Origin of the sequence: Anabaena sp. AL93 (genome assembly GCF_001672085.1) — a bacterium.
GTDB classification, from domain to species: Bacteria; Cyanobacteriota; Cyanobacteriia; order Cyanobacteriales; family Nostocaceae; genus Dolichospermum; species Dolichospermum heterosporum.
On record NZ_LJOU01000009.1, the window covers coordinates 1 to 23,058 of the forward strand.

The 23,058-nt window shown below is 39.2% G+C and carries 15 protein-coding genes, 1 tRNA gene and 1 pseudogene; 9 read left to right on the plus strand and 8 right to left on the minus strand.

The window, feature by feature from the left end; genetic code table 11:
• Nucleotides 1-745 (minus strand): tRNA (guanosine(37)-N1)-methyltransferase TrmD (gene trmD / locus AN486_RS03615; protein ID WP_290599335.1); only part of this gene is annotated, 745 nt, incomplete at its 3' end.
• Between the two features lie 639 nt (nt 746-1,384).
• Between trmD and AN486_RS03620 the strand changes: the two genes are divergently transcribed.
• The 5 genes from AN486_RS03620 (at nt 1,385) to AN486_RS03640 (ending at nt 9,187) form a co-directional block, all read left to right on the plus strand.
• A complete protein-coding gene (locus AN486_RS03620) occupies nt 1,385-2,248 on the plus strand; it encodes a cyanophycinase (protein WP_027401350.1) in 864 nt (287 codons plus the stop codon).
• A gap of 178 nt (nt 2,249-2,426) precedes the next feature.
• Nucleotides 2,427-5,123, plus strand: a complete 2,697-nt coding sequence (cphA, locus tag AN486_RS03625) for a cyanophycin synthetase (protein WP_190383684.1) — start codon at nt 2,427-2,429, stop codon at nt 5,121-5,123.
• Between the two features lie 382 nt (nt 5,124-5,505).
• A complete protein-coding gene (locus AN486_RS03630; RefSeq protein ID WP_290599338.1) occupies nt 5,506-5,961 on the plus strand; it encodes a hypothetical protein in 456 nt (151 codons plus the stop codon).
• Between the two features lie 12 nt (nt 5,962-5,973).
• Nucleotides 5,974-8,037, plus strand: coding sequence for a hypothetical protein (locus tag AN486_RS03635; RefSeq protein WP_290599340.1), 2,064 nt, complete (start codon nt 5,974-5,976; stop codon nt 8,035-8,037).
• Nucleotides 8,027-9,187, plus strand: a complete 1,161-nt coding sequence (locus tag AN486_RS03640) for a P-loop NTPase fold protein (protein ID WP_190383677.1) — start codon at nt 8,027-8,029, stop codon at nt 9,185-9,187. Before AN486_RS03635 ends, AN486_RS03640 begins: the two co-directional genes overlap by 11 nt.
• A 147-nt stretch (nt 9,188-9,334) precedes the next feature.
• Here AN486_RS03640 and AN486_RS03645 read toward each other — a convergent pair.
• Both AN486_RS03645 and AN486_RS03650 read right to left on the minus strand, forming a co-directional pair.
• Nucleotides 9,335-9,419, minus strand: a tRNA-Ser gene (locus AN486_RS03645).
• A gap of 58 nt (nt 9,420-9,477) precedes the next feature.
• Nucleotides 9,478-10,407, minus strand: coding sequence for a TIGR04168 family protein (locus AN486_RS03650; protein WP_039204021.1), 930 nt, complete (start codon nt 10,405-10,407; stop codon nt 9,478-9,480).
• Nucleotides 10,408-10,557: 150 nt separating this feature from the next.
• On the opposite strand from AN486_RS03650, the gene nadA reads away from it, so the two are divergent.
• On the plus strand, nt 10,558-11,523 hold the full coding sequence (nadA, locus tag AN486_RS03655) for a quinolinate synthase NadA (RefSeq protein ID WP_053538784.1): 966 nt from the start codon (nt 10,558-10,560) through the stop codon (nt 11,521-11,523).
• Here nadA and AN486_RS03660 read toward each other — a convergent pair.
• The 3 genes from AN486_RS03660 to AN486_RS03670 all read right to left on the minus strand — a co-directional run bounded on the left by AN486_RS03660 (nt 11,506) and on the right by AN486_RS03670 (nt 14,139).
• Nucleotides 11,506-11,766 carry a hypothetical protein gene (locus tag AN486_RS03660; protein WP_290599347.1) on the minus strand — a complete coding sequence of 87 codons (261 nt, stop codon included), beginning with the start codon at nt 11,764-11,766 and terminating at the stop codon, nt 11,506-11,508. The genes nadA and AN486_RS03660 overlap by 18 nt on opposite strands.
• Before the next feature lie 2 nt (nt 11,767-11,768).
• A complete protein-coding gene (locus AN486_RS03665) occupies nt 11,769-12,659 on the minus strand; it encodes a hypothetical protein (protein ID WP_290599405.1) in 891 nt (296 codons plus the stop codon).
• A gap of 346 nt (nt 12,660-13,005) precedes the next feature.
• Nucleotides 13,006-14,139: an SGNH/GDSL hydrolase family protein gene (locus AN486_RS03670; RefSeq protein WP_290599349.1), complete on the minus strand. Its 1,134-nt coding sequence runs from the start codon at nt 14,137-14,139 to the stop codon at nt 13,006-13,008.
• Nucleotides 14,140-15,069: 930 nt separating this feature from the next.
• Here AN486_RS03670 and AN486_RS03675 point away from each other — a divergent pair.
• A complete protein-coding gene (locus AN486_RS03675) occupies nt 15,070-15,264 on the plus strand; it encodes a hypothetical protein (protein ID WP_015083627.1) in 195 nt (64 codons plus the stop codon).
• A 732-nt stretch (nt 15,265-15,996) separates the two neighbouring features.
• Here the strand turns inward: AN486_RS03675 and AN486_RS03680 are convergent.
• Nucleotides 15,997-16,722, minus strand: a complete 726-nt coding sequence (locus AN486_RS03680) for a cyclase family protein (protein ID WP_290599356.1) — start codon at nt 16,720-16,722, stop codon at nt 15,997-15,999.
• A gap of 335 nt (nt 16,723-17,057) precedes the next feature.
• The gene (locus AN486_RS03685; RefSeq protein ID WP_081424192.1) at nt 17,058-18,365 is read right to left on the minus strand and encodes a hemolysin family protein; all 1,308 of its coding nucleotides are present in this window, start codon (nt 18,363-18,365) and stop codon (nt 17,058-17,060) included.
• A gap of 371 nt (nt 18,366-18,736) precedes the next feature.
• On the opposite strand from AN486_RS03685, the pseudogene mfd reads away from it, so the two are divergent.
• Nucleotides 18,737-21,565, plus strand: a pseudogene (gene mfd, locus AN486_RS03690) (transcription-repair coupling factor); the annotation flags it as partial.
• A 219-nt stretch (nt 21,566-21,784) separates the two neighbouring features.
• Entirely contained in the window at nt 21,785-23,053 is a 1,269-nt protein-coding gene (locus tag AN486_RS03695) for an AAA family ATPase (RefSeq protein ID WP_290599364.1), read from the plus strand.
• The last annotated feature ends 5 nt before the right edge of the window (nt 23,054-23,058 follow it).

Below are 23,058 nucleotides of genomic sequence, written 5' to 3' on the forward strand. Positions count from 1 at the left end.
CTTCCCCTACTTCCCCTACTCCCCCTGTTCCCTGTTCCCTGTTCCCTGTTCCCTGTTCCCTCTCTTTTTCCCAAAGTTTAAGCAAATCGGGACGACGGGAAGCTGTGCGCTGAATTTGTTGTTGAAAACGCCAACGAGCGATCGCTGCATGATTACCACTTAGTAGCACATCTGGGACTTGCCAACCACGAAAATTTGCCGGACGAGTGTACTGCGGAAAATCCAACAAATATTCTTCAAAACTTTCCGTCTTCAGCGATTCCTCCTTACCCACAGTTCCCGGAAGTAGACGCACCACACCATTAATCAAAACCATCGAAGGAATTTCTCCCCCCGTCAGGATAAAATCCCCCAAAGAAATCTCCCGAGTCACCAAATTTAGCACCCTGTCATCTACCCCTTCATAATGACCACAGATCACAACCAACTGGTCGTAATTCGTGGCTAATTCGCGCAGCAAGGGCTGGTTCATTGGTTGTCCCTGGGGACTCATCAAAATCACATCTCGACGGGGTAGAATCGGCAAAGACTCCACAGCCGCAAAAATCGGTTCTGGCTTCATCAACATTCCCACACCACCACCATAGGGTTGATCATCCACCTTATGGTGCTTATCCGTAGTAAAATCTCTAGGATTAACTAAATGCACTTGAGCAATCTGTTTAGCTAAAGCCTTAGCCAACAAACCAGAATTGAGGATTGACGTAAAACAGTCAGGAAAAAGTGTAACTATATCAAAACGCACAGTAATTCGGATTCGATAGAACTAATTTTAAGGGTAGATACTTAGCTAATACCATAACTGATAACCTAGCATGGATTCAGGAGTTCGGAGTTCGGAGTTCGGAGTTCGGAGTTTGGAGGAAGAAATTGAAGAATAGAGCATGAAATTTCTCCCTTGTTCCCTGTTCCCTGTTCCCTGTTCCCTGTTCCCTCTTGCCTTTTTTGTAAGTCATAGAAAAACTAAAAATCTACCAACAGTGCCGAAAAATACCAATATCCTTAATTTCCTAGTGAGATCAAAAGTTTTTCTAATTACTTAATTTATGTTTAAATATTGTCACTACTAAATTTAAATTAATAATCCCACCAAAGTTAACAACTTCCGGGATACATCCAACCAGCCTCAGAAGTAAGAGTGTCAAGACCGACTAAATCCTAAGTCCAGAAGGGAATTATAGTTAATTTAGCACTATGAGAGCCATCTGGAAAAAGTAGATAGGTAAAAAACAAGATGCTGGCTATGAGAACGACGGACATGAGAAAATTGAGGCATCGTGTGCGTCAAGCAGTGTCCTCTCATCAAAGCCAAAGGCGAAAATTAACAAGCAACAAACCTTGTTCAATTAACCTGAAGTTGTTGACTCCCTCAAGCAGAAACACAATGCCGCAGTTAGAAGTTAAATCGCTGGAAATGAGGACACCCCAAGCTACTAAAACCGCCGTACTAGTTATCGGAGGCGCAGAAGATAAAGTTCATGGACGTGAAATTCTAAGAACTTTTTTTGTTCGTGCTGGCGGTAACAAGGCGTATATTACAATAATTCCATCAGCCTCCCGTGAGCCTGCCATTATCGCTGGTAGGTACGTTCGCATTTTTGAAGAAATGGGTGCGGAAAAGGTTGAAATATTAGACATTCGGGAACGGGAACAATGCGAAAATCCTGAGATTAAAGCATCCCTCGAAGCCTGTAGTGGTGTCTTCTTAACCGGAGGAGACCAACTGCGCCTTTGTGGAGTCCTGTCCGACACACCGGCAATGGAAATTATCCGCCAGCGGGTGAGAGCCGGACAACTGACTTTGGCAGGAACAAGTGCTGGAGCAGCCGTGATGGGACATCACATGATCGCAGGTGGTGGTAGTGGTGAAACACCTAATCGTTCCCTAGTTGACATGGCAACAGGCTTAGGATTCATTCCTGAAGTTGTCGTTGACCAACATTTCCATAACCGGAATCGGATGGGACGACTTGTTAGTGCGATCGCCGCTCACCCAGATAGATTAGGCATTGGTATAGACGAAGATACCTGTGCCGTATTTGAACGCGATGGTTGGCTACAAGTTATGGGCAAAGGCAGTGTCACTATTGTTGATCCTACCGAACTTACCCACACTAATGAACCCAACGTTAGTGCTAACCAACCCCTGACAGTACATAATTTAAGACTACATATCCTCAGTTACGGAGATCGCTTCCATCTTTACCAACGTACTGTTTTACCTGCTGTGCATCGCATCTCTAGCTGACGATATAGAAGATATAGAGCATATCAGGTCACACTGATTTGACCGCATCTTGATTTCTTCTTCTAGAGTTTAGATCAATTCCATCTAAGAAGGAAAAACTGCTTCAAATGCCAAATTTAGCGGTCAATTCCAGCAAAAAACTAGAATTTTGGTTACGAATCTCCATCTACCTATTCCCATGAGAATCCTCAAGATCCAGACCTTACGCGGCCCAAATTACTGGAGCATTCGACGGCACAAACTGATCGTTATGCGCCTAGACTTAGACAAACTTGCCGAAACCCCCTCAAATGAAATACCTGGCTTTTATGAAGGACTAGTGGAGGCACTGCCAAGTCTAGAGGGTCACTACTGCTCCCCAGGCTGTCGTGGTGGTTTTCTAATGCGGGTGCGAGAAGGCACCATGATGGGTCATATAGTGGAACACGTAGCCTTAGAACTCCAGGAATTAGCGGGAATGCACGTAGGTTTCGGTCGCACCCGTGAAACCGTCACACCTGGAATTTACCAGGTAGTGATTGAGTACCTAAATGAAGAAGCGGGTCGCTATGCAGCCCGGGCAGCAGTCAGGCTATGTCAAAGTATTATTGACCGGGGACGTTATCCCAAAGCCGAACTAGAGCAAGACGTTCAAGACCTCAAAGACTTTTGGCGTGATGCTTCACTAGGCCCTTCCACAGAAGCCATTATTAAAGAAGCGGAGAAAAAAGGTATTCCTTGGATGCCTTTACCAGCTAGATTCTTAATTCAATTGGGCTATGGTATCCACCAAAAACGGATTCAAGCCACAATGACCAATAACACAGGCATTCTTGGTGTAGAACTAGCTGGTGATAAAGAAGCTACTAAACGGATTCTCGATGCCAACGGCGTACCAGTCCCCAGAGGTACAGTCATTAATTTCTTTGATGATTTAGAAGAAGCCATTGAATATGTTGGTGGTTATCCCATCGTGATTAAGCCTTTAGACGGTAATCATGGACGAGGGATCACCATTGATATCCGCAACTGGGAAGACGCAGAAGCCGCTTATGAAATGGCTAGACAAGTTTCTCGTTCAGTGATTGTGGAAAGATATTATGTAGGACGAGATCATCGAGTATTAGTAGTTAATGGCAAAGTAGTTGCTGTAGCAGAGAGAATTCCTGCTCATGTGGTGGGTAATGGCAAATCTACAATTACAGAACTAATTGAAGAAACAAACCTTGACCCTAAACGTGGTGACGGACATGATAACGTCTTGACTAAAATCGAACTAGACCGTACCAGCTACCAACTCCTAGATAGACAAGGGTACACCATCAACAGTGTGCCACCCCAGGGAGCAATTTGTTACTTAAGAGCTACAGCCAACTTAAGTACAGGTGGTAGTGCTGTAGATCGCACAGACGAAATTCACCCAGAAAATCGCTGGTTAGCACAACGGATAGTCAGAATTATCGGCTTAGATGTGGCTGGTATAGATATCGTAACTTCAGATATTAGCCGTCCCTTGAGAGAATTAGACGGTGTAATTGTTGAAGTCAATGCTGCCCCTGGTTTCCGAATGCACGTTGCCCCTAGTATTGGCATCCCCCGCAATGTCGCCGGCGCAGTCATGGATATGCTGTTCCCCAACGAACAATCTAGCCGCATTCCTATACTTTCAGTTACAGGTACGAATGGCAAAACCACCACAACTCGCCTGTTAGCCCATATTTATAAGCAAACTGGTAAGGTTGTCGGCTACACAACTACAGATGGTACTTATATCGGTGATTTCTTAGTAGAATCGGGAGATAATACAGGACCTCAAAGCGCCCATGTTATCCTTCAAGACCCGACCGTAGAAGTAGCCGTATTGGAATCGGCTCGCGGTGGTATTCTCCGCTCTGGGTTGGGTTTTGAAAATGCTAATGTAGGTGTAGTATTAAATGTGTCTGCTGACCATTTAGGCATCGGCGATATAGATACTATTGAGCAATTAGCCCATCTTAAAAGCGTAGTTGCTGAAGCTGTTTTCCCTGATGGTTATGCGGTACTCAATGCCGATGATTACCGGGTTGCTGCTATGGCAGAAAAAACTAAGGCGAACATTGCCTACTTTACCATGAATCCAGACTCGGATCTGGTACGGAAACATATCCAACAGGGTGGAGTAGCCGCAGTCTATGAACATGGTTATCTGTCCATTGTCAAAGGTGATTGGACGCACCGCATCGAAAGGGCAGAAAATATCCCCTTGACAATGGGTGCAAGAGCGCCATTTATGATTGCTAATGCTTTAGCCGCTAGTTTGGCAGCTTTTGTTCAAGATGTCACCATTGAGCAAATTCGCGCTGGTTTAAGAGGCTTTCGTGCTTCTGTAAGTCAGACCCCAGGACGGATGAATTTGTTTAATTTGGGTAAATACCATGCTTTGGTAGATTATGCCCACAATGCCGCTAGTTACGAGGCTTTGGGGTCATTTGTCCGTAATTGGACAACGGGACAGCGCATTGGTGTAATTGGTGGTCCTGGCGATCGCCGTGACGAAGACTTTGTTACTCTAGGTAGATTATCAGCAGACATCTTTGACTATATCATTGTTAAGGAAGATGATGATACTAGAGGTAGACCTCGTGGTTCAGCTTCAGATTTGATTGTTGAAGGTATTACCCAAGTTAAGCCTAATTACCGCTTTGAATCAATTTTGGATGAAACCACAGCTATTAACAAAGCCTTAGATATGGCTGCTGATGGTAGTTTGGTAGTAGTTTTGCCAGAAAGTGTCAACCGGGCGATTAAGTTAATTAAGATGCGGGGTGTACAGGAAGAAATTCAGCCTCAGCAATCAGTTAACAATGATTCCCAAAATGGGATAGCACCTTCTTCTGTTGTTAATACACTGATTTAGGAGCATCTCTTGTTTGTAAATTGCCCTCAGACTAATTCATAATTTAAGTCTGGGGGTTAATTGACGATAGGTGAAAAGCTAATAATAGGTTTTATAAATATTTCTGGTAATTCAAAATAGCCAGGCAAGAGGCAAGAGTAAAGAAGGTTTCAGCGATTTTACGTTTCTTTACACAGTTTGGTTTTATTGTGTTCACTTACTTAGAATCTTTAAGATTATTCATGGGTCAAACTCCCAAAGACATTTATAGATAATAATACATTCATATTATTAAGTATTTTGGCGATAAAATATATGTAAGTTTTTAATAACCCACCAACTACGTTGTAAAATCTCCTCGGAGCTTAATATTTTTGAATGTTTGGAATGAAAAATTATCAAGATGATTAGCAACAGTTCAAGTCCATTACGACTACGTATTTGGCGACCTTGCCGATGGAATAAGGAATATCTGGATACTAAGGATAATAGTTTAGCAGATATGGGAGCTTACCAGGAGTGCCTTTACTCTTGGGAACCTTTTGGAGATCCCTTTGGTTCAGTGACCAGCAGTGAGCAAACTCAGCGACTACGAGAAGAATTAATGGAAAAATTTGCACTAGCAAAGCCAGTTCAAGAACGTGGAATTAAACAGTTCAAGCAAGTTATCAGCGTGATAGATGAGATATTGTCTAATAAAGATGAATCATCTTGGAGTGACTCAGAAGAATCTAGACAATTATTAAATAGTGAGAGTATAAATCTTCGTCAACATCAACTTCTAGCATTACGCCAGCATATTCAGTGGGTGTATGATACGTTTGTTAATGTTATAGATGTCAATGTTTCCCTTCATTAAAAGATTAAGCATATGGAATTAAAATTGCTCAGTAAAGAAGATGCCCTAAGATATATTGCCCAAATAGGTAAGCATGGAGAACCATTTGAAATATCTCTTGGTGAAGATATCTGTTTTGGGCGTGATAAATGGGTAAATATTGGGACTATCACATTACAACCAGGACAAAAAAGGCAATCTACAGAGGAAGCCATTGACCTAGAAACTACATACGATGAATTTTGTGCTGCTAAGTTTGGTGGATTTGAATGGCAAATGCCATCCTTAGAAGAACTAGATCAGAATATTTTAAAATCCCTTGATGAACATAAAGATAAAGATAGAGATAGAGTTCAACAAGCTTTTAGGGAAGGATTACAGGATGTACTCCGGAGAACGCTCTTAATTTTACCGATTTTTGATATTGAAACTATTGCAAAAATACTTTTGCAAAAACCGATAACTGTTGTTACAGATACATCAGCAATTCACCAAGGTGGAGTTGATTTTATATGTCGGTTTTTGAGTCCTTGGGCAAGAATAAAAGTACCAGCAATTGTTCACATGGAAATAATTAATCAGGTAGATAGGTACTTTGCAACTCGCAGACACAGTCAAAAAATCAAAAAACCTGTTGCTACGGCACTTCGAGAACATATTCTCAGTCAGGGTGGTCAACGAACTTTACTTCGTCTGGAGTTTTCCGATGCAGAAATAGAACGTGGTGATTTAGGTGCAGATCCCCTGCGAGGAATTGTGACACCGAGTAGTGATCCTGAAGATAGTAATCTTAAACTACAAGAGATTGTTAGGAGTTTTGCTGATCGTCTAATTTTAGAAACTGCACGACGCTTTCAAACCCAAGTTCGGCCAGATCATCCGCTTGCTCTTCTTACCAGTGATCAAGGTTTAGCTAGAATGACTATGGCTGAAGGAATAGATGTATTCTTTTTTCAAGCGCGTTCTTTTCCTAAATTTGATGAGAGAAAACTGACTGGCACTCTTTTTCACCCTTTCAGTCAAAAAATATATACAGTACCACTAACAGATGTTCTTTGGGAATTAGCTGTGTCTTTTGGTTGTCTTCGCTTGCACAATTCTCACACTAACGAGTCATTAGAGCTATGGGGAATACCTAGTGGGGAATATACTTGGCAACCACTTCACGTCAAAGATGATCTTCTTTGGGGAAACTTTAACTCTGGAACATCCCCAGCAACAATAGATAATACCTCTAACTCACTATCAACAGATATAGAAAGCCCAGATCAAACTGATGTAGTATCCAGCCAAAATATAGAAACAATAGCTAAGGGATATGGATTTAGTCCAGATCAGATGTTTGTGCTGATGAAAATGTTAGTAAACAAGGGAGAATTAACTAATCAAGAAGCTCAAGATAAATTAGGATTAAAACATCAAGATCGTTACAATTTGTATAAAAATTTTCTGAAGAGTGGTTCATTTGTTGAAGTTAATGATAGCCAAATCATCTGTACAGAATTACTGAAATCTCTATGGCAAAGTGTAGTGAATGAAGAGCATATTAAAGTTTTATTTTATTTGAAAAAAATACCATCATTTGAAGCACTATATAACCATGTAAGTCAAGGTAAGAGCGTTAATTATAGCACATTGCCAATTTTAAATAAAGCAAAATCAACCTATATCAAGCTCGGTGAGGCAGCCTGTGCTTGGTTGAATATAGAAAACAAAATAATTGTTGCCACGAATAACATACCTGATTTACCAGAGTTTGCTAATTTAGCAGTAGAGGTTTATAAATCAATTCGTTCACAGGGAGACACAGAATGGATACTTACTGGACAATGGTTAGAAGAATTAGCCATTAAATATGCTATTCATCCCTTATTGGCTAAAAAATTGCTGAAAGAAGCGCAGGAAAAAAACTTGGTTAATGTCTATGCTGAAGGATCTACTCCAGATACTCGTTTTCAACAGCACGATTTGTGGATAATTAAGACAAGTGATGGACTTCCCCAGTTAGAAAGAGTTTATCTATATCATGGAGATTTTCTTATACCTGGTACATCTGCTGTACGTATCAAGCTAGAAGGAGTTAAAGATGCCTCTTGAAAATCTATTTACAGATGAGGTGATTGCTAACATACAAGAAGAGCAACCCAAATTGCTTTATAAGAAGTTTGGTGTATTGAGCAACCCTTTTCCCAGTGCTGGACAAACCAGTGGTCATCCGCATATGTCAACAGAAGCAGATAATCAGGTTGATGCTGCGGTAAAGACATTTTATTCAGATCGTAAATCTCATGTAATTTCAATAACTGCTAGTCAAGGAATTGGCAAGACGAACCTTCTGAATGCTTATGAAAATGCTTTACGTGAACAACTTTCTTCCCGTGGATTTTTTGTGATTAGATACGTTCCAGATCCAGAACCATTTTTTGATCCACTTATTAGGTCTATATTTGAGAATTTGGGAGAAGACTACTTACGTCGTTCAATTAATGCACTTGCAAAGAAAAAAGAAGAGATAGATGATACTGATAAATTATTAGAATTTGTGCGAATGAGCGAAATTAAAACAATGCTGAAGGCTCTTTTGGCGGTTGTTGACTCAGAAGAAAAATTAAGTGAACGCCTGTCTTTAGCATATCAATGGTTGTTAGGATTACCTGTAAGAAAATCTCATCAAACTGAACTAGGAGTAAATTTTCGTCTAGATACTGTAGAAGCAAAAACGAGAGCATTACGAGATATTGTATATTTAGGTTCAGAAATGAAAACCTTAGAAGGTATTTTTATCCTTCTTGATGAATTAGAAAAACAAGACTTCAGCTTATCTAAAACTATAGTCTTAAAATATTTATCTGCTCTCCGCGCTCTAATTGATGCACTACCTAAATATCTTTTCTTAATGGTTGCTTTAACTACAGATGCCCTTAATCGTTACCGTGAAATGCTTCCAGCTATTAGAGGTCGTCTTGCCAATGAAGTTCAGCTTTTACCCATAAAAAATGATGAGGAAGCTGTAAAATTATTCCAATTTTACTTAGAATATGCCAAAAGAGAAGCCAAAAATTCTGTACAAGATATACAATTGCAACCTGGAAATGATGTACTTTTACGTGAAAATGATGCTCAACTAGTATTTTATAAATTGTTAAAACAGGGCAGTAATGTTCAAGGTGTACGTCAGCGTGATTACTTAAATGCTCTCTATGAGGAAGCCAATAAATCTATAGAAGCTATAGAAACATCTCGATAAGGGATATTTTTTTTAGATAGCACGCTCTATTATTACTCGATAACAAGAAATACATTGAATCACCAAAAAAAGTTAAGCCATTTTCATAACATCTGGTTAATGGCTTAACTTTTTTATAAAACCTTGATAAACGTAAATTTCGTTCAATGGAGAGGGGGAGATTCGAACTCCCGGAAGCTTTCACTTCATCCGATTTCAAGTCGGACGCATTCGACCACTCTGCCACCTCTCCAGATTATTTGCCAGAATTGTGTAACACAAAAACTGACAAATAACATCATAACATATAATTACAGAATTGGCACTACTGAAACTGAAGAATTATAAAAAACTTCCTCAGTAGCGATTTGGTAGTTCTGATCCACCCAAACCAGAGAAGCTTTTGTTACCAAACCATCCTCCAAATCAACCAGAGAAAAATTTCGTAACTTTATTCCGTCTTGTTGAATAATCCGGGGGACAGTGGCAGCGTTTAGGTAAATAGTTCCTTCTGGACTTCTAAACACAGCCTTTCTTTGCAACTTTTTAGTATGGCGTAGGGTGCGGTGCATGTGACCAAAAGCGACTAGGGAAACAGTTTTCTTGAGGTTGAGACTTTGAGAAATTGCTTCCGCTAAATCAGGATCACCAAAATCACCGCCAATGGGATGCCAATCTTTGCCACAAGGGTCCTCAGCGCGATCGCCTAAACCGCTCGGTCCATTGTGTCCGAGAAAAATAATATGATCACAAGTAACACTTTTTACTACCTTAACAATTTTATCTGCGGACTCCTCCAAACTAGAGACACCATAGCGTTCTTGACACATTTGGGCAAATCGCCATTCAGGTCCTCCCCAGGTAAAAGGACGACCACCTACCACAGTTAAATTCCACTGCGGAAAATCTAACTTACCATAACCGACTTGGGCAGATCCTAATAAATCTAGCTGTTCCTGTACCCAGTCTTCCTTGGTGCGGTCATAAGGACATTTTTTGCGTCCCCATTCAGTCGCCGAGTACCAGGCATCGTGGTTGCCCATTACCGCCGCTTTGGGAAGGTCTAGAGAAGCGATCGCTTTTACCACTTCCACCGACTCATTCCCGAAATCACCGACAAATAGCGCCAAGTCAACACCGAGATGCTGGAGTGCTATGCCGTCCTCTACTTCCCATTGGTCGTGAACATCGCCAATTACAGCAATTTTGATAGGTTTTGATTGATTTTTCTGACTGGTCATGCCACTTTAAAAAGCCGTATATCTCCAGGATATGAAACTCCACCGGATTTGGACATAAATTGCTAGAATCAATCCCTCACTCTTTTTGGTAAAAACTACTATAATTAAATTCACAACGTAATAATTTGTAATTAAAAGCAGTTTTTAATTGTGTTTACAACTACACTTACTCAACCAAAATCAGGCATTTTACCCTTAGATTTATTTGCCGCCATTGCGGATCTAAAAACAGAACTAAATGCAGTGATATTAGCCCACTACTATCAAGATCCTGATATTCAAGATATTGCCGATTTCATTGGCGATTCCTTACAATTAGCCAAAGCCGCAGCCAATACCAAAGCCGATGTCATTGTCTTTGCTGGTGTTCACTTCATGGCGGAAACAGCCAAAATCCTCAACCCTGATAAATTGGTGTTATTACCAGATATTAATGCAGGATGTTCTTTAGCAGATAGTTGTCCTCCCCAGGAATTTGCAGCTTTCAAAGCCTCACACCCAGACCATTTGGTAATTTCCTATATTAACTGCTCGGCGGAAATTAAAGCCATGAGCGATATCATTTGTACCAGTTCCAACGCTGTGAAAATTGTCCAGCAAATACCCCAGGAACAGCCAATTATTTTCGCCCCAGATCGCAACTTGGGACGGTATGTAAGGTCACAAACAGGACGGGAAATGCTGTTATGGCAAGGTAGCTGTATTGTTCATGAAACCTTTTCCGAAAAGAAACTAGTCCAGTTAAAAATTACACATCCTCATGCAGAAGCGATCGCTCACCCCGAATGTGAAACCAGCGTTCTCCGCCATGCCAGTTATATTGGCTCTACAGCCGCCTTACTCAATTATTGTCAAACCAGCCCTAGTCAAGAATTCATCGTGGCTACAGAGCCAGGAATCATTCACCAGATGCAAAAACTAGCACCTGACAAACACTTTATTCCCGCACCCCCCCAAAGTGATTGTAACTGTAACGAATGTCCATTTATGCGGCTAAACACCCTAGAAAAACTGTATCTAGCCATGAAAAACCGCACCCCAGAAATTACCCTACCAGAAGAAATCCGCATAGCCGCACTCCGACCCATGCAAAGAATGTTAGAAATGAGCCGATAAATAGGGGTTGCACCAAAAAGTCTTTTCGTGAGTGCTAGGAGTCAGGAGGTAGGGGCGCAGGGACTGCGCCCAAGGAGTCAGGAGGAATAGGAAAAATACATCCTGTTCATCCTTAAATCCTGGACATCCTGATTCAGACATGATCAAGATTTTTCCGAGTCGAGAACAGGAAAAATACATCCTGTTCATCCTTAAATCCTGCACATCCTGATATGGCTTACGCCACGCTTCGCTATCAGACATTGTTAATATCTACTCTTCTGAGCTTCTTTCTGGGCAGCCTCACTAAACTTTTTATACAACTTAGTTCTAATCTGTGCTTCCTGATAACGGCTGTGGCTAGGTGCAACCTGACCCATTAAATCAGAAGCCCGTTGCCAAGTAGCAGCTAATTCCAACCACTGAGTTGAAGTTATAGCCGTTTTACCAGTCACAGTCGCCTGGTTAGCCAGTCTCACAGATGCGGCAAACGGATCATCCAATGGGATAGAAAAACTTCGGCGCACAGGACGATTCGATGATTCTGGCGGTCTTTGGTTGACCGTTTGAGAAGATTGAGAACCCACTAATGGCAACAGCTTCTTTAATGGATTACTTAACCGAAAATCTAGCAACCAAGCCAGTAAAATTATTGAAGATAAACCAGCAACCCATACAAATAAAGTTTTGACAGAAATTTTGCCCTGACTTCGATTCTTCAGCAAAGATTGGGGTTTTGTTAAAATAGGTTTTCTTGATTTGGTATAAACTTCAGTTAACTCTGGAATTAACCGCTTCAACAAATTTGGTTGGTATACAGTAATTTCCCGTGACCACAGTAACTGACCATCAGTATCGCGGTTAATTTCCTCCAACCATAATAATTGCTCTTCTCGAACAATTCGACTATTAATATTAACTCGGCGAATATGACGTGGTGTCAGTGAGTCCAAAATTTCTTGAATTTTTGGCACTAAGACAGATTGCTCTAGTTGCTCTACTGTAGCCGCTTCACACAAGAGTTGTAATATACCAGTCGCAAAAACTGCTCTAGTTCTGACACCAGACACAACTAGCCTTTCATTCAAAACTTGAATAATTGCCGCCACGCTGCCCTGGTGAGCTTGCCAAGCGATATCATTTATCCGATCTACCATTTGATATTTAGTGATAGCTCTCACACCCTGATCTGTGAAATAATATAACTTAAGTTACTAATTATCTAAATTTAGGCAGGGAAAAAGGTGATTGGTCATTGGTGATTGGTCATTGGTCATTGGTCAACTACTCCTGCCTCTTGCCCCTTGCCCCTTGCCCCTTGCCTGTTCCCTCTTGCCTCTTAGAGACTTCCAAGAAATAAATTATCCCAAGAAACGAACCACAGAGGCACAGAGTACACAGAGAGAGAATTTTTGCATCAGTTTTGGGACATTTTTTTATTTGGAAGTCTCTTACCCATTTTCAACTAGCAACTTACGTTAATATACATTCAATTTGCATATATCAATTGTAAATTTGAGCAACTCTATATTCTATTTGCTCAAGTGCAAATTGCCACACTTGATATCCTGCTAAAGATAAATGTAATCCATCTGTAGTTAATTCGGGACGCAAATTGCCATCAATATCCGTAAACCAATTGTGAATGTTGAGGTAATTAGCCCCTTGCTTTTGGGCAATTATAGCCAGTTGGGCGTTAATATGACGAATTCGACTATTAGGGATTTTCTGCGATCGCACAGGTAAAATAGATTGGACAATAATCTGACTGCTGGAATGACTCTGACGTAAGCTATGAATAATCCGCGAGGAATTGACCAAAATTGACTTGTCAGTAGCACCCTTACGTAAATCGTTAATCCCAGTCATCACATAAATTACATCAGGTCTGGTGCCAGAAAATGCCGACAATCTTTTAGAAACGCCCTCAGAAGTATCTCCAGATATACCTTGATTTAGCCATAATTTACCCGTAGGTAGTTTGTCCTTGGGAAACCACAAACTTAAAGAATCACCTACTAAAATACTCAACCGATTCGCACCTTGACCTTTAGCCATAGCTTTAGCTTCCAAAGCTAATAAGCTTTTCCAGTCTTGATAAGTCAGTTTATCTGCCTTATTTGATTCCCCAGACAATGCTAAATTTTCATCATTATCAGTGCGCGTATAAATCTGACCAGATATAAGTGATGCTAATCTTTGCTGGTAGAGTTGACTACCAGAAATAGGTGATTTAGTTGGTGTCGTTGGGGAATTTAAGTTAAAGGATGATTTAACAGGTATTGATAACCCATGCTGTCTAAATTCTGATAAGAGAATCTCTAAGGTGGGGAGGTTTTTCCTGATTACTGATGACTGTTCAACGGTCGTCGGTGTTTGTCTACTAAATTCTGGTAATGATTTATCAGTCTTGACAAGACTCTTATTTGCTGGTGAGGACTTTTCAATTTGATTACTAAATTCAGGTACAGCAATTTGACGTGGAGAATTTCTTTTGCCATCGTAAACCTGGAAACCCTCGGCTAAATCCAATAAAGATAGAGAATCTTTGGGAAGATTGGTTATTTGGGGGGGTGTTGATATTGGTATGACCAATCCTGTTAATAAACTTGCAGCCAACAGATAAGGTTCACTCATCGTTGTTTTGTTCCTTGTGCGTATTCACTACTTTTTCTTATGACAGCGTTAACTAAGTGAATTCAGGAAGATTTCGATTTCTGTCTATACCCCATCTATCTTGCAAACTTGCGGTTTGCTATCAAAAAACTATAGGTTTGAACTCAATACCTTCGCCACATTAAAAAAAGCTTTGATTCGTAGCGACTGTCTTGATTGTCAATCGATCATTAAGTGAGACAGGGTTTATTTTGCTAGTTTACAATATTTAATAATATTAAGTTATTCAACGCTATTCAATCCTTTGAATCACGATAAATATCCTCCCGTCAGGATTAATCAACACTAAATTTTGGGATTTTCCATTTTAGAAGATTTACTGTATAAGCTTTCCAGCTTTTTGAGTATCTCACTGTTACCATCGTTTTTCAAAATCTTATCCCTTGATGATTTACTAAATTTTAGGTTTCATACTTTTGATAGATGACAATAATTAATTGTTTATGTTGTGAGTTGTAAGAAAAATTAATAAATAATTATATAGGTATCAATTTTTGTTGCTAAAAAAACAGCAATAAAACGCTAGGAAGTCGAATTGATAAGCTTTAAATAGTATTTATTTTTTTAAGATAGCTACGTTTATTTACACCTATCTCTATAAGCAATGTTATTATTAATACTTAAATAAATTGCGTTATTTTATTGTGTGATTTCAGTAACACGGCTGTTTGTAGCAGAGTAAGTAAATCGTTAAAATGCTTGCTACATAGGAGTTATGTCCGTAGTTAAAAAGTTAGATTTGCAGAATTATTGAGTCTGTTTGCTATTTATAGTCTGGATTAGACATACAAAGATTTATCGAAACTAAAGTAGATCAGTTCCGGGGATGTAGAATAACTTAGCGAAAAGTGCTAAGATTTATCCGATGTCATTAATGTTTCTTTTTATAACGTGGCTAGAGCTAGTACAGCAATCGGTGTATCTCCCATCATTAAGGAGATTGTGCAAAAACAGGCACATTCAACTCGCTTAACTTTGAAAGAAGTTATTCTCATGGGAATGTTGGCAATTGATAAGTTAGATGATCAAAATTGTCAAGAATTGGCAGATCAAGTTCATCAAATGCAGGTTAATGGTGAAATCTAAAGCTGCTGGCAGGAGTCTAAAATTTAAAGTCTCAAGCCTTCAGTTCACAAGCTAAAAAATAGCAAAAGTGGTAGTGTGATTTATCAAGTCTCTACTTTTGACTAAAACCTTAGCTAGTTGCCATTAAATAGTTCTCGTTTAAGTCCAAACTTAACTAACGGTATTGCTAATTTACAGTAGTAAAGTCCGTTGTGTTAAAGGCAAAAAAGGGATCTGAAACTAGATCCTTTTTGTCTGTCAAAAATTTAATAAAGAACTCAGCGAAAGTTTCATGAACTTTGCTAAATGAGGTTTAATTCCTGCTTGTTTACAGCGGTGCAAATAGGCAATATTAGACTTGATAGCGGCGATTTCCAGTAAATTGGCAAGATTGCCTCCATGATTGGGAAATTGACTAAAAATATCATTTCCAATTCGTAAAATATTTTAGCCTCATAGCCATTTTTGAGTAGTTTTGCATACTCTGGCTATGGGGCTTTAATATTTTTTAATTATTTCTTGGAGTTCTGATTTTACAAGTTTTCTGAATTGGTTAATGGTTTTATTGAGTAAGTAGGTTGGTGTTGAAAATTGTCGTTATGGCAAGGCAAAAGGCACTCATGCAAGAGGCAAGAGTGAAGAGGGTTTGGGCGATTTTACATTTCTTTACACAGTTTGGTTTTATTGTGTTCACCTACTTATTATTGGTTGTGAATTAAAGAGTTTGGGGTAAATGGTTGGAAAAGGAAAAATTTAAAATAATGCCATGATTGCTGCGGGAGAACCAGAACCTCCTCTTAATCTGAGAATTCCAATGATTAAGGTGATACTATGCGGTGGTAACTGATCTAAATTGGTGAGGTTTTCGAGAACAATTAGCGATCGCTCTAAAAGCAACCGGTTAATAGTAAAATTAGTATTCTGCCCAGAATCTACACCATGAGTATCAATACTCACTCCAGTAATTTGCCTGTGTGTTATTAAAAACTCAGTTGCATCATAGCTAAAACCAGGAAAGTGCATTTTTCCGTCTTTATCTTGGTTAAAAAATGCCTGGTGATTTAACCATTTTTCTTGCCAGCCAGTATATAATATCACTAAGCTCCCTGTGGGAATTTCTCCAAATTCAGTTTCCCAAGTTTGGATATCACTAACAGTCAAGGCATAATCAGGATTTATTGCTGCTTGTTCACAAATATTGATAACTATAGCTGGTAATATTAATGATGATGCTGGATACTGGTCAATACTTGCACCGTTTGCATAAAAACTATTAGGGGCATTAATATGAGTCCCGCTATGTTCTCCCAAGGAAAAGCCTCGTAAGTAATAACCATCATCTGGAATTTCTGCAACACTGGTAAATTCTACGGGAGGATCACCTGTCCATTTTGGTATATCTTGATCAATGAGATGACTAAGATGGATGACATGAGAGTAACTAATATTACTTAATGGTTGGGGATTTTTGCTGATCAAAGGTTTTTTTTTGTAAGTTGAGGATATTTTAACAAATATAGGGCTTATGCACGCTCACTAACTTACCATGATATTAATAAACGAAATTGCGTCGTTTTCAGCTTTGGGATGTCAATGCCTAAGCCCTAAAATAATCCCCCAAACCTTTTCACTTGAAGGTAATGGGGGGGAATTTTAATGTTGCAGCAAAAAGTGAATTTAACCCTAGTGAACATTAGAAAAGTTAAGCTTTAAATAAGGAAGAGTTAATTTTACATGAATTTTATCCAAACCAGATTTCTGTAACGCTTCTTTCTCCTGACTGGGCGCAGGACCTGCGCCCCTACCTCCTGACTTCAATTAGCCATGACCTTGGGTACTACTAGGACTTTATCAACCCGATTTCCGTCCATATCCATAACTTCAAACCGCATACCATCCCATTCAAAATGATCTGCGGCTGCGGGAATCCGGCCTAAATGGGTGATGACAAAACCGCCTAATGTTTGATAATTTCCTCTTTCTTCATGTTCTAATTCTTCAAGATCAAATAGTTCTAAAAATTCTTCTATTCCTAACATTCCATCTACTAACCAAGAACCATCTTCCCGTTGTACGGCTTCAGGTTCTTCTTGTCCTGGTTCTGTGGGAACATCACCGACAATTTCACTCATGATGTCATTAAGGGTGACTAAGCCTTGAATTACGCCATATTCATCTACGACTAAAGCCATGTGTGTGACGGTTTGTTTGAATAATTCTAAAACTTTTAAACCGCGTGTGCTTTCGGGGACAAATACGGGTTGACGTAATCCTAGAGTTAAGTCTAAGGGTTCGTTGCGTAAACTTCTGGCTAATAGGTCGGTGACGGGAATAATCCCCAGAACGTTATCTAGTCCTTCTTGACAAATGGGATAGCGAGAATAACCGCTTTCTGCCATTTTTTGGCGGTTTTCTTCGGGGGGATCTTCCAAGTCTAACCAAACTATATCAGGTCGAGGTGTCATAAAGGAGGTGACGGGGCGATCGCCTAACCGGAAAACTCTCTCTACCATGTCCTGTTCGGCTTCTTCAAATGTTCCCGCTTCTGTCCCTTGTTCGATGAGAATTTTGATTTCTTCTTCTGTAACTTGTGGTTCAGCAGAGGGGGTAATTCCTAATATTCGCAAAACTAAATCTGTAGATGCACTCAAAAGATAAACTATGGGTGAAGCTATTTTTGCTAAAGCCCGCATGGGTATGGCGACTGAAGCAGCGATTTTTTCGGGGTTATTTAAAGCCAGCCGTTTAGGGACGAGTTCGCCGACAATGAGGGAAAAATAGGTGATGAGTAGGACTACGATGCCAAAGGCGATCGCATTACTATAATTAGCTAAAATGGGAATTAGCTTGATATAATCTTCTAATCTTTTGGCAATGGTCGCACCACCAAAGACACCATTCAGAATATTGATGAGTGTAATCCCTACCTGGACGATAGAGAGAAAATGATTGGGAGATTCTGCGAGTTTTAATGCAGCCTTGGCGTTAATATCCCCTTGATTGGCTAACTGCTGTAGTCTGACTTTCCGGGCTGAAACTACAGCCATTTCCGACATGGAAAATACACCGTTGGCGAAAATTAGCACCAAAATCGTTAAAATTTCAAACGTGAAGGAAGACATTTTTAAAATTGCTGGTATAAAGAATAGAAGTATACGGTGATCAGAAGTTGCCCAGTGTTCATTCAATCAGACTGATCTTAGTATCCAGTATTTTAGGTAATTCTCTAAATACTTTGACTATACACAAAGTAGTAGCTATATTGCTTCTGTCTATGAGTAGTTCGGTTTGATTCTTTCCTATTTATCGTCAAGAGAGGGGTTAACACTTTTAAAATGGTTAACAGGAAATAATTCGAGATTTTCACGTCAGCAGCGACTTCCTTTTTTAGCGTAAAACTTATGTCCTTATCTTCCATTGTGCGTGCTTTGGCGCGATCGCCTCTTACCGCAGAACTCATTACTAAACTCAACAAGCAACAGGAATTGCGGTTAAATGGGATTTCTCGGCTACCCAAAGGACTGCCTTGGATAAGGTGGAAAAAGTTACCCTTACCCCTACAAGTTTTGCACCGATTATCAACACAGCACTTACAGAAAATGTAGAGACGTTTCATGAACCGTCTCTACAAGAGTTAGGAACATTAGAAGGAAGTCGGCGGTTTTTGGGGTTGGCTTTTGCAAAACCGGCTTCATTGCTGGATTATTTAGCAGCAAATACCCTTGTTGCCATTGATGAACCAGAACAATGTTATGCTCATAGCGATCGCTGGGTGGAAAATGCTAATAGTCAGTGGTCAGTTGTCAGTGGTCAGTTGTCGGTTGGATTACCTAAGATTCATCGAAATTTTGATGAGTGTATAGGGGAAATTAGTAATTTTAGAAAGTTATATTTATCAGAATTGTCGGAAGAAAATAATGGTTTAAATTTAGCAAGTAGACCTTTACCTGTTACACCTCACCAATTTGCCAAGTTAGGGGAAACTATTAGAAACGAGAGAGAACGCAATTTTGCAGTTTGGATAATTTCGGCTCAACCTTCCCGTTCGGTTTCTCTGCTACAAGAACATGATTGTCCTGCCCAGTTTATCCCCAATCCCCGTGATTATCAAGCTATTGATAAACTGCAAATTAATCATATCCCGATTGCTCTTAAATATTCCGGTTTAGCAGAATTAGAAGGTTTTATTTTACCTTCTTTTCGATTAGTTATTGTCACCGATAGAGAATTTTATGGACAACATTCTTTAGCTAATTTTGGTTATGTCCGCAAACGTCGTCAAGCCACATCTAAACAAGTTGATCCTAATAAATTACGTCAGGGAGATTATGTTGTTCATCGTAGTCATGGTATTGGTAAATTTGTTAAATTAGAAAGTTTAACAATTAATGATGAAACCCGTGATTATTTAGTTGTGCAATATGCAGATGGTTTATTAAGAGTTGCGGCTGACCAAGTTAGTTCTTTATCTCGTTTTCGCACCAGTGGAGATAAAGCCCCAGAATTACACAAAATGACCGGAAAAGCCTGGGAAAATACTAAGAATAAAGTCCGTAAAGCCATTAAGAAACTAGCAGTAGATTTGTTAAAATTGTATGCTGCCCGTTCTCAACAACAAGGTTTTTCCTATCCCGCAGATATGCCTTGGCAAGAAGAAATGGAAGATTCTTTTCCTTACCAACCTACCACAGATCAGCTAAAAGCGGTACAAGATGTGAAACGGGATATGGAAAGTGAAAGACCGATGGATAGGTTAGTATGTGGAGATGTGGGTTTTGGCAAAACTGAAGTGGCAATTCGGGCAATTTTTAAAGCTGTCACCGCAGGAAAGCAAGTAGCACTTTTAGCCCCAACCACAATTCTCACTCAACAACATTATCATACAATTAAAGAACGTTTTGCCCCCTATCCTGTGAACGTGGGGTTACTAAATCGGTTTCGCAGCGCAGAAGAAAAACGCAATATTCAAAAACGTCTAGCGACTGGAGAATTAGATATAGTTGTCGGGACACATCAATTATTGGGAAAAGGTGTGCAATTTAAAGATTTGGGACTTCTAGTAATTGACGAAGAACAAAGATTTGGAGTTAATCAGAAGGAAAAAATCAAAAGCCTGAAAACGCAAGTTGATGTTCTCACTCTTTCCGCAACTCCTATTCCCAGAACCTTATATATGTCATTATCAGGAATTCGGGAAATGAGTTTAATTACCACTCCACCTCCCACCAGAAGACCAATTCAAACCCATCTCGCACCTTTAAATTCTGATATTGTCAGAAGTGCAATTCGTCAAGAATTAGATCGAGGTGGACAGGTATTTTATGTAGTTCCGCGAGTCGAAGGGATTGAAGAAACTACTACAAAATTGCGAGAAATGGTACCAGGAGGAAGATTTGCGATCGCTCATGGTCAAATGGACGAAAGCGAGTTAGAATCAACTATGCTGACTTTCGGTAATAATGATGCTGATATTCTTGTTTGTACGACAATTATTGAATCTGGTTTAGATATTCCGCGAGTCAACACAATATTAATTGAAGACGCGCACCGTTTTGGTCTATCTCAATTATATCAATTGCGAGGTCGGGTAGGACGTGCCGGCATTCAAGCTCACGCATGGTTATTCTACCCCAAACAAAGAGAATTATCCGATGCAGCTAGACAAAGATTAAGAGCAATTCAAGAATTTACTCAACTCGGTTCTGGATATCAATTAGCAATGCGAGATATGGAAATTCGCGGAGTGGGAAACTTGCTAGGTGCAGAACAATCTGGACAAATGGATGTCATTGGCTTTGACTTGTACATGGAAATGTTAGAAGAAGCAATTCGAGAAATTAGAGGTCAAGAAATACCCAAAGTTGAAGATACCCAAATTGACCTTAATCTCACCGCATTTATCCCTGCAACCTACATTCCTGATCTTGATCAAAAAATGAGTGCTTATCGCGCTGTAGCCACAGTAAAATCAAAATATGAACTCAAACAAATTGCCGCTGAATGGACTGATAGATATGGGACTATACCAGTTCCAGCAAATCAATTATTGCGAGTTATGGAATTAAAACAATTAGCTAAAAATCTGGGATTTAGTCGCATTAAACCAGAGAATAAACAGCACATTGTTTTAGAAACCCCAATGGAAGAACCAGCTTGGAATCTCTTAGCAGAAAACCTCACTCCCACAATGAAAGCAAGGTTTGTTTATTCTCCTGGGAAGGTAACAGCAAGAGGTTTAGGAGTATTTAAAGCAGATCAACAATTGCAGACTTTAATAGATACTTTTGTGAAAATGCAAGGGGCAATTCCTGAAACGACTTAAGAGACTTCCAAGAAATAAATTATCCTAAGAAACGAACCACAGAGGCACAGAGTACACAGAGAGAGAATTTCTGCATCAGTTTTGGGACATTTTTTTATTTGGAAGTCTCTAAGTGTAGGGTGGGCAATGCCCACCATTTTTTATCTATTTCCGAAAATATAGTGTAAAGTATTAACATAACTGGTAAGGTAAAAATAATTCTATTTTTGGGAGATTACGATGTTTAAACAAGTTACTTTAGAGAATTTTAGAACTCACAAATCAACAACTATAGAATTATATCCAGTAACTTTATTAATTGGTAATAACAACTCTGGTAAAACAAATCTTTTAGCAGGAATACAACATTTTTGTCGTCTTGTCAAAAAAGGAAACCCTGATAATAAATATAGAAATGTCACTGGAATAGATTTATATCCATATAAATACAGACTTGCTAAAGATGATGAACCGATGTCTTTTGAAATTTCATGGAATCATGAACACGGAGAAATTAATTATAAAATAGAAATATATGAAAGCCATAAATTTACAAGTAATGCTAGTTGTCAAGAGAAAATAACTGTCAAATTACTTAATAATCCAACACCCAAAGAAGTTGACAGTGGCTATAATCAACCAACAAATATACTAGAATTAAGAGAAAAAATACAATCAGATACATTTTTAGATGAAAAAGAAAAAGCACTATGTGAGTTATTTTTTCTTTATTTTACTAATACATTTAATTATCATTTTCAACCTGCATTCCTCAAACAAAAAAACAATCAGGATATACATGAAGAACAACACAATGAATTTAATAACAGTCTTGAAATAGAACAAAGGAGAATACCAGAATATTTAGGAGAAACAGGAAGTAACTTTCAGTCACTTCTACGCCATGTAAAAGAAAAAGAACAACGTATATTTTCATCATTTATTGCTAAAATGAGAACTGTTGATACAAGTTTTATTGGAGTTCGTTATGATCCCAATCGTTCCAGTTTAATCTGGGAATTCGATTTAGGACTTAAAGGTTCTGTAGAAGAATTTATGCCAGATGTTGTATCAGATGGCTTTATGAAAATTGCGGCAATAAGTTTGCTTGCATCATTGAGAAGACCACCTGCTATTATTATGCTGGAAGAAATAGAAAATGGTATTAATCCAGGGAACATACAACAATTGATGAATTGGATTTGGCAAGCAACATCACCTAGTCAAGATGGCTTTGGAACATCACAATTTATTTTAACTTCTCACAGCCCCTCTGTTTTAAGAGAATTTAATCAACATCCTGATCATGTTTATACAGTCCGTTTAGATAAACGTAGTCGTCAAAGCGATGTAAGAAACTTAAATACTGCACTTGATACCCTTGTGGGAATTGGAGCAATTAAAGATGATGAAGTAGAATATGAAACTGAAGAAAATACAGGTAAACAGTTAATAAAAATACCAAAATATCAGTTAGCAGAACTTTGGTACACAGGGACAATTGGGTAAAATAT